Consider the following 17,869-nt stretch of genomic DNA (forward strand, 5'->3'; position numbering starts at 1 on the left):
GCGGGATGACTCCTATTTAAAAAAATTGCTAAAGCGGATAAAGCGAGTATCTTGATGTTCGCAAAAACAATAAGGTACAAGGAGTTGCTCAACAATGACACCCGAGATTATATCCGTTTTAGCTGCTTTTGCACCTTTATTTACACGTCCTACCTGGAACAATATCAATACGCTTTTCATTGGTGCCATCCTTTGTCGAGGGGCAAGGCGTATTACGAGTATTTTACGTGTTATGGGCTTAAGCGAGGTTAAAAATTTCTCAAAATATCATCGTGTATTGAGTCGTACACAATGGAGTGGTTTAACTGCCAGCAAAATTTTATTTGGTCTTTTAATCACACTGCTTCCTGAATCATGGCCCAAGATTGTTGCTGTTGATGAAACACTGGAGCGCCGACGCGGAAAGAACATCAAAGCCAAAGGAGCATACCGTGATGCTGTTGCGTCCAGCCAATCACGGGTGGTTATTTGTTTTGGTTTGAAATGGGAATGCATGACCTTGATAGTACCGCTTCCTTGGTGTAAAAGACCATGGGCTTTGCCTTTTATGGTTATCCTTTCACCATCAAAAAAGTCAGATGAGGCCTCAGGAAAAAGACACAAAACATCGATAGACTGGACCATACAAATGGTGCGTTGTGTCAGCCGATGGTTGCACCGTACCCCTTGGATTTTGGTTGGTGATGGCGCCTATGCTTGTATGGCCCTTGCAAAAGTCTGTATAAAAAATGGTGCAACACTCATATCCAGAGTACGAATGGATGCGCAGTTATTTGAATTTCCTGAGGTCAAGCCAGCGGGAAAGCGTGGAAGAAATCAAATTAAAGGACAGCGTATCCGGCTCAAGGAATTACTAGTAGATACTAAGACATGGGATACACTTCAGGTAAAGTGGTATGGTGGTGAACAAAAAACTATTGAGTGCTTAACCTTTGAATGCCTATGGTATCATGCAGGCGTTCCACCAATAAGGCTACGCATAGTGCTTGTTAAAACACCCGATGGTAAGAATGAGGCGGAGACATTTTTCAGCACCAATACGGAAAATTCACCGACACAAATTATTGAGTGGTTTGTTTTACGCTGGAACATTGAAGTTACCTTTGAAGAAACCCGTGCCCACTTAGGCATTGAAACACAGCGTCAGTGGTCAGATAAGGCTATTGCAAGAACTACCCCTCTGCTTATGGGACTACTTTCGATATTGGTACTGGTTGCCATTAAAATGCATGAAACTAAAAAATTGTTAGTGCAAGAAACTACATCATGGTATGACAAAAAGGGCGAGCTCACCTTAGTCGACATTATTACAGCCATAAGAAGATCAATCTGGGTGAAGATGTATTTTTCAATGTCTAAAAATTACGAAAATAATACGGATTCTTTAAAAATAACCGAAAAAACTGCTAACTTATTGATTTATCAACTGGCTTTGGCTGCATAATTGGCTAAAGTCGAGCCTCATTAATTTGCAAAAACAAAAATAGCAACTATATTAAAAACACCATTTAGAAAGGACTATTCAAAATTATTTCAGGAGGCATTTAAGTGCTTCATCTGTTGTTTTGATAGGAATTCATGCTTATTCCGTTTTAACAAAGCCGAAAAAATTAAACGAAAGTATCGCCCTTAGAGTGTAAAAAAAATGTAAAACTGTCTCAACTTAATCATGCCTTAATCTGGATTATTTATTCTGTGAATAACAAAAACTATAGGGGAAGGTGGAGATATGGCGAACCTATTAAATTCAAGTCATGAATTTGTTACTTTAGTGACCCAGTTACATCAGTCGCCTGATGATTATGCGTTGAAGCAAGCCGTAGTTGAAAAACTACCTAAAATGAGGGCTCTCGCTAAGGCGAATCCCTTGGATTTGTATCGCTTAGCGCAAATTCATGCCCCAACATCACCTCAGTATAAACAGATGATGAGACAAGCTGCTACCATGGGTTGTACTAATGCGATGTTAGCCGCAGCTGAGATTTTAGTCAATTCGAAAGTGCCTGCTGATTTACAAACCGCAGCTCATTATCTGTCAATGATTGCTCGCTCTAAAGATTCTTTTATTATCGCTCAAGGTAGAACTTTATTGGAGTCATACCCCCAAGTCGCAGCACTTATGAAAGCAGACTCTAAAAGTGATTCTTATAATACCAATATTCGCTTTTTTACTCAGCCAGACAGAGGTACACAGGCTGAAAGTTGCGCTAAACAAGAAGTCGAAGAACCAAGCCAGCGTTTTTGCGGATAAAGTTGTGGTGATAGCCCCGCATTAGCACAACGGAGTATGGGGCATTTGTATTTACCCCTGATGCTGCTTTATTTGGAACTCGCTGTTAGAGGTAATAAAATGCTATGAACTCACCAATTAAAGAGTTAATCCAGGATCGCTATACGAGGTTAGTTCTATGTCTGAACTCTTCGCAGATTATGGAACGATGAAATTAATCAATAATAATCCTTTTTCATCAGAAATTCTTAAAAAAATAGCTTCATAACTTACCTGACGCGGGTTTACTAATGAAAGATACATGTTGATTAAGGGTTACAATAATCGCAATGCGTAGAATCTGCTGTAAACAAACCATCGTGTCGCATTTTATATTCCTGATGATCACACCGAATACACCCCCATACCTCTTCTTCATAAAATGAGGTTGGAGAACCACAAAGAGAACAAGGCAGTTTGCCTCGAGTCGCTTTAAATCCAAAACCTGGACAGGTACATTGAACACACAAAGTAGCAATCCGCAGCGCTAATTTTTCGGCTAACTCAGCAATACCTTCCATTCGAGTGGGATTCATCATAGCCCTCATATCCGTTGCTAAAAGAAGTTCTTTTTCAGTTTTAAAACCAATAGTTAAATGATGAATCAGGGTATCTATATCGTTAATGCCTTTAGCAACAACACGGTTATCAGAATTTGCTTGTACAATAAGTGCATGAGGAGGAAATTGAGCTCGCTTAAGAAAGCTATCAATCTCAGTCTGCTCATTAATGGTTATCATTGCATAGTTTGTTTTTGGGCTAACTGACTGCTCTGCAATCACCCAATTATGCTCTCTATCAATAAATACCATCAATTCATGAGCGCTTGGTAGAAGGGGAAAGGCTGGATGAGGTCCAAAACTTCCTTCAGAGGCAACCGCTAGCACACAGTCAAAGTGCTCTGCTGCCGTTTTTGCTTTTAAGAGGCAGGTTTGATAGGGGCTTAAGGTTCGCGCAATCTCTCCTGTAAACGTGCCAAATTGGTCGGTGTCAAAATCGCGCACCTTCAAGGTGCACGATAGTTTATTCATGAAAGGCTTAGCAATAGCTTGTTCTTTTTCATGTTTCGATGCTAATAAAACGCTCTGATCTTTATAGTACATGATTAAGAATTCATAATATGAAAATAGTCAAGCCTTGCAACCGAAACATCGGAAACAAACATGACTCCAGACTCGTTTTGAAACAAGGTTTTCATGCCTAAAGCAAGGGTCACAATCACCTCTTCAGGTGCGACTGCAATAAACAACACTAAAGAGGATTTGTCATTAAACATCATTTTCCCTTCATGAAAGCCATGATGCCCTTTTCCAGAGACATTTCTTATCAGTGTATATCCTGTAACCGATGCTTCGTCCATCATGGAAATAATCAGGTGCTCGTGTTCTCCAGCAACAATAATCTCAATTTTTTTCATTGGATGTAAATTAATCCCAATATCTTTTTTCTCTTGAACTTTAATCACACTCATTTTTTTATCTCCTAGTTAGTATTCTACTAAACTCCAGTCACCTGATTGGTTTAATTGATAAGAAACTTGATTCATGGGATCGATAACTACCAGATGCACCCATTGGTTAAAAAATAAGTTTTTTAAGATGGGGTGTTTGTCAATCGCTTGAGAAACCATCTCTCTGGGTGCATAAACAACCGTCAATAAACGCTGTGGTTCATGATAGGCTTGGTCATCAGAGCTCATAACTGATTGAAGGGGAAGACCGTGCAAGAGGTCGCTTCCATTGCCTTGCATTACCCCAATGGTTCCAACCACATTTTGGGTAATTTTGCTACCACTTCCAAAAGCGACGTTATTTAAGGTAGAAAACAAATATTGTGTATTTATCCATTCAGCGACCACCATAGGTGCCGTCAAAATCGTCTCGAGGAATGCTCCTTCGAGATCTTGCTCAAAACGATACGAATGTAAGAAACAACGACCATCAAGAGAGATGTTTTTTGTCAAATGACGAGGGGCCACAATAAAGGCAGCATTTCGTGCCAAGCCCCATTCAGGACGTGTTTCAGACCAGTCCAAACTTCTTCGTGTGATGTCTTTATGAGAACTACAACTATGTAAGTTTGCTGCCCGTTCTTGATTAGTTATAATCCTGGCTTTTTTTAAATCATTGTGAAGTTGATTTATAAGTTCAGGATAAATCGATGTTGTTACCTCTTCTGTATAAAGTTCTATGGAGTCAGTGGTTGTATTGTGTAAGGCTCCGTAAAATCGGGTATCTAAAGGAATGTGCATGCCACAGTCTTCCAGGCCTCTTCGAACCTCTGGTTTATTGAGAATGGATGCTAATAATCGAGCATTAATACCGCCATGATTTCCGCCACAAGCACCGCAATCTAGAGCAGAAGCGTAAGGATTATTTTCGGTACTACTTCCATGGCCGCAGAGAATAATGAGTTTGGCAAAACCGGAAGTCAGCCCCATGAGACGTAATACCGTTTCGGCGTAACTAATCTGCTCTTGCAACGATAAACCTTGCTCCGCATCGTTTTCACTTAACTCATAAGCCACTTTGGTGAGGAGAGGAGGTTTTAACCAATTTTTGATTGCTGATCGTGAATTGTTACTTAATTTTGGTGACAAGGATTTTAAAGTCATGTTCAAACCATACCAAAACCCTAAGGATTCCACTAAGGCAAATGGTGTGGATACATTATTTTTGAGTTGTGTATAAAGGCTTTTACAACTACTAATCAAAACTTGTCCTCTTCGATAACGCTCAAAATCGTCTTTATTTGCAGCCGATATTTCTTTGATTTTATATTTAGGTTTTAATAAAACCGGGCAACACTCTTTGTTTTTATTGCTATCTAATTCATTGATAAGAACAGGAAGGCCAAAAAATCCGGCAAAACCAAAGGTTTCATATGCTCCTAATGACTCGATGGCGCGACGAAATGGTTCGGAACGAACATCAATGCAAAAAACCAACTGCGCATTTCTTCGCAAGGAATGAGAGGCTTCTTTTTTTACCTCTGGCAAAAGCAGATTTAGTAGCTTTTTCCGGTAGGAGGCCTCATTGCTTTCTAATTGTGCCAGCATTTTTTTAACTAAAGTGCCATCTTCGGCGCTTTTTTTTTCTTTGGCTGCATCGGGCCAAAGTAAGCAGGTCAGCACTAAGCGCACTGCAAGAAAATCAGTAAGAGTGACTGGAGTTTCTCCTTGCTTCTTTACATTCTGCCAATCGGTCTTCCATTTCACAAATCCTGCCCAGCCAGGTAAATAGCAAAATGTTTGTGAAAAAAAAGTCTCTTCTTGTCCTTGAGGAACATGAAGCCTTAAAAGGCATGTTTTAATGGCTTCTTCTGCAGACTCTGGTAATTTCTGCAAAAAATCTTTTGCTTCTTTTTTATTGTTGTGCAATTGCTTATCAAAATATGCTAATTTTAGGAATCCAAAATAAAAGCCCTTGTCGCGATGAGGCATGTCAATACTGCCTTGTCCAGCATCAAAAAAGCCACCACACCATTTAATCATCTGAAGATTAACCTCTTCCAATTGCAGGTTGCGTTCGGCTCTTTGGCGCCTAAATCCCCCCTGAGCGAGCGCTTCTTCAAACGTTTGTGCTTCAAACCCTTGTAATGGATTACAAGCAATAAAAGTTTCAAGTGGCCAAACCGGAGCGATGCATTTTGCAGCGTTGTGCACCAAGGCTTGTAGTTCAAGGCCTATGCTTTTACCTGGATGGTAGGTCACCTTTGCCTTTTTAATTTCTGTCCTTGTCATATCTTGTTTAGTTAACATTTTTGCACCAGTCATAAATACTCCTCAATACCATTAGTAGTTGTAATCGTTTCGTAAAGCAGTCATTGTTTTTCTAGAAGGCTGGCTTGAATTAAACAAATTCATATAAAGCCAACAGCCCAGTTTTGATTGGCTCATGGTTTTATGCGATCCAAGATTAAATACAGCCCAAAAGACACCAAACAAACTCATCATGGCCCAATGGATTAAAGATAAGTGGGGTGCTTGTAGTGTTGATAGTCCTGGAATCAACCATTGAATAAGTTGGATGCTTGCGCCATACATAATCCCGGAAAATGAAGCAAGAACAAGCCCTGAGACTCGACTTAAAACTGTTTGGTGAACGCGAATCCAAGTGAGCATGAGTTGCGCACCAGCAATGAAGGCAAAAAACAAGACGAAAGCACTTGCTTGATACAACGAGATGGTTTTATTGGTGACAAGAGCAAAACAAAACATTGCGGCCATGCCACCGACAAGAGAGGTGATGAGCATCATCGGTGATGCTTTCGAAAAACTGGCATCTGATTTTTTTTGTTTCACTGCAGAGCCTGAGCTTAGAAACAGATAAGCTTTGAACAAACCATGCCAACACAGATGGGCAATGGCTGCAGCAAATAAACCCACACCACATTGCATCATCATAAAACCCATTTGCGCCATAGTAGAGCAGGCCAACATTTTTTTAATATCATGTTGCATCAGCTTCCAGATAGTACCAAGTAACGCTGAGATGGAACCGACTATAAACAGTACAGATAATAATCCTGGATAAAGCATCATCAGTGGTGCAAATTTCACGACGAGAATTCCTCCTCCATTCACAAGACCTGCGTGCATTAATGCAGAAACTGGAGTTGGCGAATTTAAAGAGCTGATAAGCCATCGATGAAAAGGAAATAATCCAGACTGGATCATCGCTGCAACTAAGATTAGGCTCATGGAAAGAGGAAACAATGAGGCGTGACCAAGATTGGATAGTTGAGTCAGGGCTGAAATAGATTGAGTAGAATAAGTTAAGTTTAAAAGAGCAAATGCTACGAGTAAGCACGCACTGCCTGAAGCCAGGGTATAAAAAGCCAAAAGGCCAGAATTTTTCGAGGCAATCCACTCTTGTTTATGCACCATCAATAGTACTAGCAATACATTAGAAAGCGACCAAGCAGACCAGAACAAAAATAAATTATCGGCAAGAACCATAAGTAGTGCCGTCAATGTGAGTCCTGATAAAAGAAGAAAAAAGCGCCTGTAGAGTTTGTCCCCATACATGTATCTTAATGAAAAGCGATGCACGACAAAACTGACCAATAAAACCAAACTACATAACAACAAGCTCAGTGTATTAAGGCTGATTAACAAGTATACTGTAGGATTTTGTGATAAGGATAAATATAAAAGTAATCCCACCCCAATCAAAAACCCTACCCCAATACAATATCCTGCGAAACGCGCTGCAACGACTTGTCGAGAAATTAAAATGCAGTTAAATACAAGTGCTATAACCGGACAGGCTAACATGAGACATAAAAAAATTTGAACTATTGTATTCACATCATTCCCCATTAGAAATTGTTTTGATACAATGAGAATATATTAGATATTCTGATATAAGTTAAATTAAAAATATTTATGTTTATTATTAGGGATTCTAATGTCACTAGATACAGTAACCTTACAATGCTTTTTAGCTGTGGCTGAAACTCAAAGCTTTACAAAAGCTGCCTCTCGTGTGGGCCGAACTCAATCCGCTATCAGTCAGCAAATTGCTAAACTTGAAAATCTAATTGAAAAAAAATTAATTACTCGTGGGCGAGAATTATCGTTAACTCCAGATGGAGAGCTTTTTTTAAGCTATGCCAAACGAATTTATGAACTGCACCGCGAATCACTTGATCGATTTAAAACTCCTGAGCTTAAAGGTGAGCTTCGCTTTGGTCTACCTGAAGACTTTGCATCGATGATGCTCTCCGATATCTTGGTTGAATTTTCAAGACTTCATCCCAGAGTAATGCTTAATGTGGAGTGCGATCTAACTATGAACTTAATTGAACGATTTCAACAAGACGAGTTTGATTTGATTTTGATAAAAACGAATGAAAAAAATCAAATATCTGAAGGCGTCATGGTATGGAATGAGCCGGTGGAATGGGTCGGCAAAAAAGAGCTATTACCAGCTCTTAATGAAAAAGCCATAATTCCTTTAATTCTCTCACCGATTCCTTGTGTCTATCGGGGCGATGTGATTGAGTCACTAAATCAACATCATCTAAAATGGCGCCTGGCGTTTAGCAGCCCCAGTTACGCGGGTAAAATGGCAGCGGTTCAGGCAGGTCTTGGGATTACAGCCATACAACGCAGTATGATTCCTAGCTACTTAGATAGGCTGGATGATTATTTTCTACCTTCTTTAAAAGAGGTCCATGTGTCCTTAATTAAAAAGGAAGTGGCAAATAAAGCAATTGATTCTCTGGCGTTTTTTATCATGGATAAATTAAAGCATTAACCAAAGGATATGAGGAACTTGATGAAGAAAAAATGAACTCAATTGTTGAGGTTTGAATAAGGCCACATTTCATCGATAGTAATGGTCAAAGTGATAGTGAGCCTACTTATCAAGTCTTTTATTCTATGGAGTGAAATTAAATTTGCAGTTGTTTGGTTTAATTTGGATTCTTTTTATCATCCACTCTTTCTCGTATTTCGCGGATTCATTGCATTAAGTATTATTTTGATTGTATTTTTATCTTATCGTAAAGCAATAGCAACTGACGAAAAAGAGTGTACTGAAACAAACATCAAAATGGCTTTAGCTGTTTCTTTTTTTTACGAATTGTGAAACAATTATTTGTCTAATTATCAGGTAACTTCTTCATGCCAACCGAGTTTATATATTTACCTATTGAATGTTTGCAGGCTGGTCAATATCAGCCCAGGCAGGATTTTAATTCTGTCGCCTTACAGGAATTAGCACAATCTATAGCGGCACAGGGATTAATTGAACCATTAGTGGTCCGTTCAATTGCTAAACAGCTTTATGAGATTATTGCTGGAGAAAGACGCTGGCGAGCTGCTAAATTAGCGGGATTGCAGGAGATTCCCTGTTTAATTGGTGAGTATACTGATAAACAGGCCTGTGCCCTGACCTTAATTGAAAATATTCAGCGGCAGGATTTAAACTTAATTGAAGAGGCCAGTGGGTATCGACGTTTGATCGACGAGTTTCATTATCAACAAGATGAAATTGCTGTTTTGGTTGGGAAATCACGCAGTCATGTTGCTAATATTTTACGTCTACTCACCCTGACTGAATTAGTTAAATCATTTATTCGTGACAAAATTCTGTCTTTGGGCCATGCCCGAGTTCTTGTTGGCTTAAATCCAGAGCAGCAAGAATGGTTTGCCAATCAATCTAGACAAGAACAGTGGTCGGTAAGACAGCTGGAACACGCGATAAAATCCTATAAAAAGAAACCTCTGGATGTCCCTAAGAACGCTAAAAAGGACAGAGATATTGAGCGGTTGCAAACCATATTATCAGAGCAAGTAGGTGCTCCTGTACAAATTATAAACGATAATGAAGAAGGCGGTTGGTTAAACGTTAAATTTTTTGATAATGATACCCTCGCAGGGCTTTTGGAGCGATTGGGCTTGAGATATGATTAATCATTAGAAATATTATTTGTTTCATATTTAAAGGAATCTACCTCGATGAAAAGGACATTAACAGGCATTTGTTTGTGGGTGTTAGGGTTCATGTCATCGTTTGGTGCAAGCATGCAGATCAGTGTGGACAGGCTAATTAATCGTCTCAATCCACACGTCAATCTAGGAATGGTAGTTGTCGATTTGTCCTCGGGTCAAACTCTTTATAGTAGAAATGCCGAACGTTTGTATATTCCTGCCAGTAATATGAAACTCTTTTCTGAGGCGGCTACTCTAATGGCGCTTGGCCCAGACTATCGATTTAAAAATCAGTTGAGTACCAGTGCCAGTCAGTTACAACAAGGAGTTCTTCAAGGGAACCTTTATTTACATCTAAGTGGCGATCCTTCGTTCACCAGTGATGATTTAAGAATTTTACTCGCCTCACTCAAAGAGTGGAATATCATTGCTATTCAAGGGGATGTGGTTATTGACAGCAGTCTGGCTTCAGTAAACGCTTATCCTCCCGGTTGGCTAACCTCCGATTTAATTTATAGTTATGGTGCTCCTGTAGCACCTCTAATGCTGGACTCCAATCGGTTGACTGTCACGGTTAACCCTGGAGCCAAGGTTGGTGATCCCGCTATAATTGAAGTGAGTGATGATAATGAAGGGGCAATTGTTATTAATAATCAAACTAAAACTGCAGCCAGTGCTAAGGATTGCGGAGTAGGCTTTACTTTGGATAAAATAATAATTTAAGCGTGCGGGGTTGTGTCGCTCTTGGACAGTGGGCGGTGCAACAACGTTTGGCTATAAAAAATCCATTAATGTACGCGCAAAGAGTGATCAAAAATCAATTAATGAAAGCTAATATTATACTTTATGGTCAAGTGAATTTAGGCACAGCGCCTACTGGCTCATTGCTTATCGCTACAGAACACTCCAAACCTGTTTCCCAGCTCATGGCTGATACGTTAAAACCATCAGACAACTTATATGCTGATAGCCTGTATTTACACACCGCTTCTCAAATAAATGGCTCCCCTCTCAATTGGGATGAAGCACAACCAGTGATTAAAAAATTTTTAGAACAACAAACAGGAGTTGATTTGAAAAAAGCCATTTTTACTGATGGCTCAGGCTTATCTCGCTATAATTTAGTCACTCCAGAACAAACTATTTCTTTATTAAAATTTTTGTACCAACGTTTTCCTTTGTCTTATGAATACATAGCGTCATTACCTATATCAGGGCGTGATGGCACATTACAAAAACGATTCAAAATCCCAACTCAGCAAGGATTTGTTCGGGCTAAAACAGGAACCATGACAGGAATGAACAGTCTTTCTGGTTACTTATATACGACTAACGGTCATACTCTGGCTTTTGCGATGTATATAAACCGATTACCAGGAAAATCAGCAGGCCCTGGCCGTCCTTTGTTAGATGCCTTATGTACTTATTTTCTGCAGCAAAGTCCTGGATCAAACCACTTAGCCCGCGTTTTTGGACCCCATAGCCGTATTAAATTCCAAACGAATCCTACTCAGGGAGACGTGCAAAGAAGTCATCAGGCCAAGTGGCGACGTCTGGAATCGTTAATCAGACTTGCTCTTAGAGGTCAGGCAGTAAATGTTGTCTATCGAGGAAATGAATTGATTGTTACTGATAACCAACCTGATGCAAGTAAAGTATGGTCTGCTTTGCGCACAGTAGCTCAGAAATATTCTTTTGCTGTTGCTTTGTCCTCCAAGGTTTTATCCATTAGCCCTACTGGTAAACCCATGATGCTTTGGATGCAGACCCCAACAGTTTCAGATATAGGACAGCGTTCATGGATTATTCGGGAAGCGGTATAATTCAGAAGGGAAGCTTTTTCTGGCACTGAATTTCTGGATACCACAAACGAGTTGCAGTATGAAGGATTGTAAGAGCCTCTGGGTGATGTTTAGAAAAATTGGAGAGTTAATTGAGTTTGATCTTGCAAGTGGTTTTATTGACCTTAAGTTTATTGTCTTCTACTTTTGCCAATCCAAGGTTTTTAACCATAAGTGATATTCATTATGGAAGTGAAAACACCTCAAAAGAAGGTATGGATACGGGTAGTGAATTTTTAGAAATAACCTTAAATAAGTTTAAAAAATTAATTAATGGCGTCGATTTTATTCTCTTTTTGGGAGATATACCGACTCACTCCCTATTTGTAACGCCTAAAAAAGAGGAGTTCGAGAGAACGGTATTTCATGGATTATACGAAGCGGATAAACGATCAAAACCGATTTTTTATATTACGGGTAATAATGATTCATTGCTTGGTAATTACCAGCCTTTTGAGTTTGAAGATAAATCTCCGTTAACTTTTGCAACGGATTGGACGGGTGCTTGTACTCATTGTGATGGATTGATGATTGATGACTCGCGGATGCGTAAGGAAGGATATTATTCCAGTTATGTTATTCCCGATGACAAAGGCATTATATTAATTGCGCTAAATTCGACGCAATGGGTAAGAATGCCTTTTTTTTCACCTAAATATCCTAATCAGGAGCGAGATGCATTAGCACAATTAGCATGGCTGGAAGATCAGTTAAAAAGAAATCATGCCAGGCAATTATTAATTGCCATGCATATTCCCCCAGGTAATGCCTACAACGGAACCTTATTTTTTCAAGAGCGGTATACTCAAATCTTTCTAAATTTGTTAGAAAAATATCATTCTTCTTATGATCAGGTGACTCTGCTTAGCGGGCATACTCATATGGATGAGTTAAGAAAAATTCATTTAAATGATAATTCCAATATATATGTTTACTCAACTCCTTCAATTAGCCGTAATCATCACAATAATCCGGGAATGAAAATTTTTAGTCTGGATAAACAAAGGGCCATTAAAAATTATACTACCTATTACACAACTAGTTTAAATGGATGGGGGGAAGAACGGTATCAGGCATTAGGCTCTTCAGACGCTATTTTTCCTGTTTGTTCCAACCAGACTTTATCTCAATGTCTGGATGATTTAAGCGACCAACAAACATGCGATTTTTTAGAGCAGGATTTGTACTATGGAGTAAAAAGTTCGCGGGTACCAAAGAATGTGTGTCATATAACCTATAAAGTTAATTAGCAGTGGTACAGACCTTATAAAATGCGCACTTTGTCTTGGGACTGGTGTTTTTGTCGTCTTGGCAAAGCAAGTTTGGGCGTGTTGTATCCTCACAGTTCGCAAGGTCGCTTGAATCGAGTGAGAAAAGGGTTCTCACTCGATTTTCTTGGATCCAGAGGCTATGTTTATTCGGAGGGATTTTCTTCATCGTCAGGAAGATTGCGGATCCGCTGAGCTTCAATCACCAGTACTTTAAAGTAATCATAAGACATGTAGAAGTTACCTTTGTTGCCTACATGCTCTCCCCATGAGTTTCGCAAAGTAAATAAACCTCTGTGTTGTCTGCCTTGATCATCTGTGGCAATCGCATCATCATCATAACCAGTAATGATCATTTCATGCCCGCCAAATAATGGACGCAGATAAATATCTCGAGCTATTTCAGGAGTTAAAACCCAGGAGTCGAAATTAGTTTTATGAGTACCAACAGCACCGGCCATACCCAGATCAAAATCTAAAAGCAGAACTCCAAAAGTAACTCTATCCTTTTCATTCAATGCCACTTTAATATCATTAATGGTTTTATCGGTATTTGTTCTATCTAACAATGCGTTAAAGACATCTAGAATAGGAGACCAGGTTACTGTGATATCAGCAAGATTTTCGCTCAATTGATGGAATTGTTCAGGTGACATTGCCGTATCCTGGGAAGGCATTTCTGTTGTGGGGTACTCAGTTAAACCGCCACACCCTTGTGTTTTTTGTTTTTCTTTACTAACGATGCCAAAGGTGTCCATTTGATTTAAAACCAGACGACCATAAGAGCCATCCCAGCCACTGGGAGTATAGCCATTTCTTTCTAAATACAGTCCTAGCTGTAATTGGCATACCTGACTTATATAGTCTCCTTTATTTAATGCAGCATCGATGGCGGCAGTGTTTGCAAAAGTAACACAAGATCCAAAGGTACCCTGGTTTAAAACGGGTACGTTATTCATTCCAAGGTCCAATTGGTGAGGAAGATTGGCAGGAGTAGACTGAGCAGTGGTTTTATTAATTGTTGCTGTAGTTCTTTGGGTCAGAGCAAGAAGCGCTGTATCAGATAATTGTATTTTTAGTAACTTAATATGTTGAGTCGCGGGTTTCGCATTTATGTTTTTATTTTGCGGTATAGTAATAGTATGTTCTATAGTTCCGACTACTTTGACATCTTGAGCAAATGAGTTAGCGCTAAGTGCCAAAGAGAGCAAAAACAGTTTGGTCATACGCATTTTGAATTCTCCGAAGGTAATATTATCTGGATAAACGGATAACGATGATACTTGATGATCTAAAAATAATCAATGTAGTTTTTTTGTGATCATTTGAATCCCTTGAATTAATTAACAGGAAAATCAAAATAAGTACTGGGATAGGGTTCATTGTTGAGGGTGTAATGCCACCATTCATATAAGTAGGGTCTGAATCCATGACGGAGCATTAATTTTTTTAATAACAAACGGTTTTTTTGTTGGATTTTACTTAAATTGGGGTAATAAATATGGGCGCTTTTATCAAGACAATCAAATCGGGTTCCCATATTAATGGAATCATCATCAAGGTAGTTGGGTGAACGATCATAACAACGCATTAAATTAGTTTTGGAGGTATTTTTAGACGGATTACTTGATTTGACAAGGGTTAAATCAATTGTGCTGCCCCGAGAATGACCGGAATAAAGAGCAATGTAATTGTTCTTAAATAAATTTTTTTTTATTTCACGCGGATAGAATGCGGTCTTCTGTTGTTGTTTTTCAGGATTCTGGCTCCATTGATAAAAATAATTTACTGCCTTTTGCGGTCTATAACAATCATAGACTTTAAGGCTGTATCCTTTAGCCTTTATTTTCTGTTGTGCTTTTCTTAATTGTTCTCCTGCTTGTCTGGTAACAATGCAGACTCTTTTTTCATATCCAGGAATAGGACTGCCAATAAAATTATTAGCAGTCGCGTAACGGATGTCCTGAATGATGTCTGGGGCAATCTCGTGAAGATAAACAAAACCATTGGGTAGCCCATAACTGGTTGTATTAATTAATAATAAAAGGATAAAGAGTGTGATTTTTTTCATGGACAATTTTATAAAAAACAATACCCGTTGTTTAGCATGGAAAAACATTCAATGTCCAGACTGATGAACCACTTAAATTAAGCAGGTACCATGATGGCTGATTTACAGAATTAAAATTTTACGTTTATTGAGGGGTGTATCCGCTATCCTCATTATCTTCCGCATCTTTTTTCATGCGGGTAGATGAGATCCCGATAGGAGCTGTAGTTTGCAGACTCGCTGCTATTGTTAAACCAGGATGGGTATTTTCTTTTTGGTGAGCCTCATCCTCTATATAATCAGGTGTTCTTATCCCTTTTGGATGTTTATGCCCCCTACTATTGTCTAATTTACGGTCAATACGTGCATAGCTGTTTTCATTTTTTTCAACACCTGTTGTATGCGTATTAGCGCTACCTTGGATGTCGAGTATCTCATTTTCCTTAGCTGCTCTTTCAATGTTGTCAATTGCGTTATATATCCCAACTCCAATTGCTATGGGAAGAATGACAATAGCGATTACTCCGCCCACTGCACCAAGAGGGCTTGATTTCAATCGATCCCACCAGCTTTTGGGGCCAAAATCCCATGCTTCTTTCATCAATTGGGTTAATGATTTGTGCGCTTGCATACTTCCTGCTTTACTTTGATGAAGATTATCCATTACCGTGTCAGGTTCTTCGGCATAATTTCTAGAGGTCCACCACCAGAGGAATCCATTTTTTGCTTCAACCTTCGCTGAGGCACCTTGGTCAACCAGACTGACAACGGATGCAGCACTTTGCAGGCCTACTCTATTGTATTCAGTATCTAAAGCCTCTTTAAGAACTTGGGCTGTTTGAGGAACATTATTTCCCCCTTTAGCCAAGGCAGAAAGAGCCTCTTTAATCTTTTGCATTCCTTCAGAATTTTCGTTTCCGCCTGATAAACTATCCAAGATCGCGACACGACCATTAATCGCTTGAGCACGCTCATTACCGCTTTTACATCCACCAATGGACGCTTCTTCAGCATAGACTGACAAAGCTTGAAAGAGTTTGGAATATCCATGATCAAAATGTAAATTATTGGCCATTAGATTTTTCAATCCGTTGTTTACATTCTCCTGAATATTGTCAGATACTGGGTTAACTTTATCTTTCCATACGCTTTTTAGAGACTGGATCATTTCTTTAGCCTCTTTCCCTGCTTGAGAATTGGAAAAATAAGACGGACGATGAGGAGTCTGGAGATATTTTTTGTATTGATCAAATACCTTACCTATCTTATTTTGTTGTTCAGGAGATGCATCATAAAGAGTATGCAATAAGGCCATCTCGGTCATCAGGGTGGATTCTTCCCTTAATGGATTGCCGGTATCATAGCCTAAAGTATCGCCAAAACCATTGACCGAGATGTTTTGGACAAAACAAAATACTGGATCGGGATTATTGTGTAGTTGTCGTGCATTATAACGATGCGCCCCACGTAAAATATGATCAGCGCTTTGAGTTTGTAAGTTCCCATTTATATCACCCAGGGTATCGTTTAAAGCAGTATAACTATTGTAAATAAATGCTTTGGGTTTGTTCTCATCACTGGTTAGATGTTTATCTAATTTGTAATCTGTTGTAATGGTGGTCAGTTTAGTCACTGCGTCATTAATGTAAGCATTATCGTCCGCCAGGCCCTCCTTTAAGACTGGAGATGGAGTACGAATTTGGATGCGAAGGTTTTTATTTGCTTCAATACGGCCATCAGCCTTTAAACTATGGGTAATGAGTTGACGATGGGCGAACTGATTCCCTTCGATTCGGTCATGGGCTGTATTTTTCGAGCCGGCAATTAGGGTGGCTAAACCTACTTCCGAATCTAGATGTACTATATCGTTGGATGTTGCAGTAGTTCCTTCAGCCACATGTTTTATAGTTTCTTTAATTCCTTTGGGATTGGTAATTTCTTTAAGTTGTTTTTTTGTTAAAATAACGCCCGTATGGCTTACTATTGCTTTCATCATGATGTTGTGAGCTTTGGGTAATAGTTCTTTTCGGGCTTTATCTAATGATTTATTTAATTTGGCCATGTCCAGAGTATTGCCTCTCATGGCTCCTTTCAGAGCTTTGGCATAGGCTTCTATCACTAGGCTATTTACTGCAGCAGTAGCTGCATGGTGTATTGACGCCATTTTTTCGCTAGATAAATCTTCAGGGGCTGCTTTTTCGTAGACTCGCGCGACTAGGGCTAGATGGAAATAGTACTCCTGTTGCAGAGCAATCAGACTACCTTTAGGCTTTGTAGTGAGTTGATTCATTATTTGTGTTGTAACTTGAGGTGTCTCAATTTTCTTTAGAGCATTTTCTAACTGAGTATCAAATATATTTTTTAACCGGGGATTAGTTTTGATATCCAGGCTAACTGTTGTAGTCGGTGTAACCATTTTGCCAACAGCCTCATTTAAAGTTAAGGCTTGTATATCTATTTCTAACTCCCCTGGAGGCGCTATATTTTTTATTTTTTCCATTATGCGTTGTTTTTGTTTGGCATCAGGAGTGACCTCGATTAGCACTCGTCCTTGGGGATCAAAGGAAAGCAAGTTGCTTTCCTTTACTGCCTCCTCCTGAGCTATTTTAGCCAGTTCACTCATATAAACAGCTTGAGCCTGGGCCTGGAAAATTGTTAACGGAGTTGCCATCGGTTGCCTCGAATACTGCTGTCTCTTCTTTATATTATAGACAGGTTTGGCTTAAGAGCAGATTAAGTCATTGTCAACCAAAGACTATGTGATGTGAGTAATTGAAGAAAAATCTAAGCGTCAATAATAATCAATGGTTGTTGTAGTGACATCCATGGGGCCAGGGTATTCGATACCTAAAATTACTGGTTCAACCACTGGGGCAACGGTCACTTGTCTGAATTGAACAATCTCGGTAGTTCTGCAGGCGCACCCAGTGGTAAGTAAAAAAATTCCTAATACAATTAATCCTTTCATTATGACTCCACACCTCTATATTTAACCAAATT

At 39.3% G+C, this 17,869-nt stretch carries 13 protein-coding genes and 1 pseudogene; 6 read left to right on the forward strand and 8 right to left on the reverse strand.

The genetic code is table 11. The features are described from left to right. Positions 1–94 precede the first annotated feature (94 nt). Positions 95–1,444 carry an IS701 family transposase gene (locus HRS36_RS03260; RefSeq protein WP_173235460.1) on the forward strand — a complete coding sequence of 450 codons (1,350 nt, stop codon included), beginning with the start codon at positions 95–97 and terminating at the stop codon, positions 1,442–1,444. Between the two features lie 285 nt (positions 1,445–1,729). Continuing rightward, positions 1,730–2,251: a type IV secretion protein Dot gene (locus HRS36_RS03265; RefSeq protein WP_197933206.1), complete on the forward strand. Its 522-nt coding sequence runs from the start codon at positions 1,730–1,732 to the stop codon at positions 2,249–2,251. Positions 2,252–2,538: 287 nt separating this feature from the next. On the opposite strand, the gene HRS36_RS03270 is transcribed toward HRS36_RS03265, so the two are convergent. Genes HRS36_RS03270 through HRS36_RS03285 form a run of 4 tightly spaced genes read right to left on the reverse strand, consistent with a single transcriptional unit; the run spans position 2,539 to position 7,580 of the window. Continuing rightward, the gene (locus HRS36_RS03270) at positions 2,539–3,372 is read right to left on the reverse strand and encodes a DUF6671 family protein (protein WP_173236225.1); all 834 of its coding nucleotides are present in this window, start codon (positions 3,370–3,372) and stop codon (positions 2,539–2,541) included. Between the two features lie 2 nt (positions 3,373–3,374). Next, a complete protein-coding gene (locus tag HRS36_RS03275; protein WP_173236226.1) occupies positions 3,375–3,740 on the reverse strand; it encodes a P-II family nitrogen regulator in 366 nt (121 codons plus the stop codon). Between the two features lie 15 nt (positions 3,741–3,755). Next, the gene (locus HRS36_RS03280) at positions 3,756–6,044 is read right to left on the reverse strand and encodes a DUF2309 domain-containing protein (RefSeq protein WP_173236227.1); all 2,289 of its coding nucleotides are present in this window, start codon (positions 6,042–6,044) and stop codon (positions 3,756–3,758) included. A gap of 18 nt (positions 6,045–6,062) precedes the next feature. Then, positions 6,063–7,580 carry a proton-conducting transporter transmembrane domain-containing protein gene (locus HRS36_RS03285; protein WP_226905557.1) on the reverse strand — a complete coding sequence of 506 codons (1,518 nt, stop codon included), beginning with the start codon at positions 7,578–7,580 and terminating at the stop codon, positions 6,063–6,065. Between the two features lie 100 nt (positions 7,581–7,680). Here HRS36_RS03285 and HRS36_RS03290 point away from each other — a divergent pair, with 100 nt between their 5' ends. From HRS36_RS03290 to HRS36_RS03305, 4 genes and pseudogenes are all read left to right on the forward strand, one after another. Continuing rightward, entirely contained in the window at positions 7,681–8,532 is an 852-nt protein-coding gene (locus tag HRS36_RS03290; protein ID WP_173236229.1) for a LysR substrate-binding domain-containing protein, read from the forward strand. A gap of 368 nt (positions 8,533–8,900) precedes the next feature. Continuing rightward, positions 8,901–9,692 carry a ParB/RepB/Spo0J family partition protein gene (locus HRS36_RS03295; RefSeq protein WP_173236230.1) on the forward strand — a complete coding sequence of 264 codons (792 nt, stop codon included), beginning with the start codon at positions 8,901–8,903 and terminating at the stop codon, positions 9,690–9,692. A 45-nt stretch (positions 9,693–9,737) separates the two neighbouring features. Beyond that, positions 9,738–11,533: pseudogene (gene dacB / locus HRS36_RS03300) on the forward strand (D-alanyl-D-alanine carboxypeptidase/D-alanyl-D-alanine endopeptidase). A gap of 110 nt (positions 11,534–11,643) precedes the next feature. Further along, positions 11,644–12,801: a metallophosphoesterase gene (locus tag HRS36_RS03305; protein ID WP_173236231.1), complete on the forward strand. Its 1,158-nt coding sequence runs from the start codon at positions 11,644–11,646 to the stop codon at positions 12,799–12,801. A gap of 164 nt (positions 12,802–12,965) precedes the next feature. Here HRS36_RS03305 and HRS36_RS03310 read toward each other — a convergent pair whose 3' ends face one another. From HRS36_RS03310 to HRS36_RS03325, 4 genes are all read right to left on the reverse strand, one after another. Beyond that, positions 12,966–14,051 (reverse strand): C1 family peptidase, encoded by a 1,086-nt coding sequence (locus tag HRS36_RS03310; protein WP_173236232.1) that lies wholly within the window; start codon positions 14,049–14,051, stop codon positions 12,966–12,968. 107 nt (positions 14,052–14,158) lie between these two features. Then, complete coding sequence (locus HRS36_RS03315) at positions 14,159–14,890, reverse strand: M15 family metallopeptidase (protein WP_173236233.1); 732 nt, start codon at positions 14,888–14,890, stop codon at positions 14,159–14,161. 124 nt (positions 14,891–15,014) lie between these two features. Beyond that, the gene (locus HRS36_RS03320) at positions 15,015–17,540 is read right to left on the reverse strand and encodes a hypothetical protein (RefSeq protein ID WP_173236234.1); all 2,526 of its coding nucleotides are present in this window, start codon (positions 17,538–17,540) and stop codon (positions 15,015–15,017) included. Between the two features lie 120 nt (positions 17,541–17,660). Further along, positions 17,661–17,837, reverse strand: coding sequence for a hypothetical protein (locus tag HRS36_RS03325; protein WP_173236235.1), 177 nt, complete (start codon positions 17,835–17,837; stop codon positions 17,661–17,663). Positions 17,838–17,869: the final 32 nt, after the last annotated feature.

Source organism: Legionella antarctica, from assembly GCF_011764505.1.
Lineage (GTDB): Bacteria > Pseudomonadota > Gammaproteobacteria > Legionellales > Legionellaceae > Legionella > Legionella antarctica.

What these genes read in the sequence shown, in the direction of transcription:
- HRS36_RS03310 (WP_173236232.1), bottom strand. Translation starts at nt 14,051, where the DNA reads ATGCGTATGACCAAACTGTTTTTGCTCTCTTTGGCACTTAGCGCTAAC.
- HRS36_RS03265 (WP_197933206.1), top strand. Translation starts at nt 1,730, where the DNA reads ATGGCGAACCTATTAAATTCAAGTCATGAATTTGTTACTTTAGTGACC.
- HRS36_RS03270 (WP_173236225.1), bottom strand. Translation starts at nt 3,372, where the DNA reads ATGTACTATAAAGATCAGAGCGTTTTATTAGCATCGAAACATGAAAAA.
- HRS36_RS03315 (WP_173236233.1), bottom strand. Translation starts at nt 14,890, where the DNA reads ATGAAAAAAATCACACTCTTTATCCTTTTATTATTAATTAATACAACC.
- HRS36_RS03320 (WP_173236234.1), bottom strand. Translation starts at nt 17,540, where the DNA reads ATGGCAACTCCGTTAACAATTTTCCAGGCCCAGGCTCAAGCTGTTTAT.
- HRS36_RS03295 (WP_173236230.1), top strand. Translation starts at nt 8,901, where the DNA reads ATGCCAACCGAGTTTATATATTTACCTATTGAATGTTTGCAGGCTGGT.
- HRS36_RS03275 (WP_173236226.1), bottom strand. Translation starts at nt 3,740, where the DNA reads ATGAGTGTGATTAAAGTTCAAGAGAAAAAAGATATTGGGATTAATTTA.
- HRS36_RS03325 (WP_173236235.1), bottom strand. Translation starts at nt 17,837, where the DNA reads ATGAAAGGATTAATTGTATTAGGAATTTTTTTACTTACCACTGGGTGC.
- HRS36_RS03290 (WP_173236229.1), top strand. Translation starts at nt 7,681, where the DNA reads ATGTCACTAGATACAGTAACCTTACAATGCTTTTTAGCTGTGGCTGAA.
- HRS36_RS03280 (WP_173236227.1), bottom strand. Translation starts at nt 6,044, where the DNA reads ATGACTGGTGCAAAAATGTTAACTAAACAAGATATGACAAGGACAGAA.
- HRS36_RS03260 (WP_173235460.1), top strand. Translation starts at nt 95, where the DNA reads ATGACACCCGAGATTATATCCGTTTTAGCTGCTTTTGCACCTTTATTT.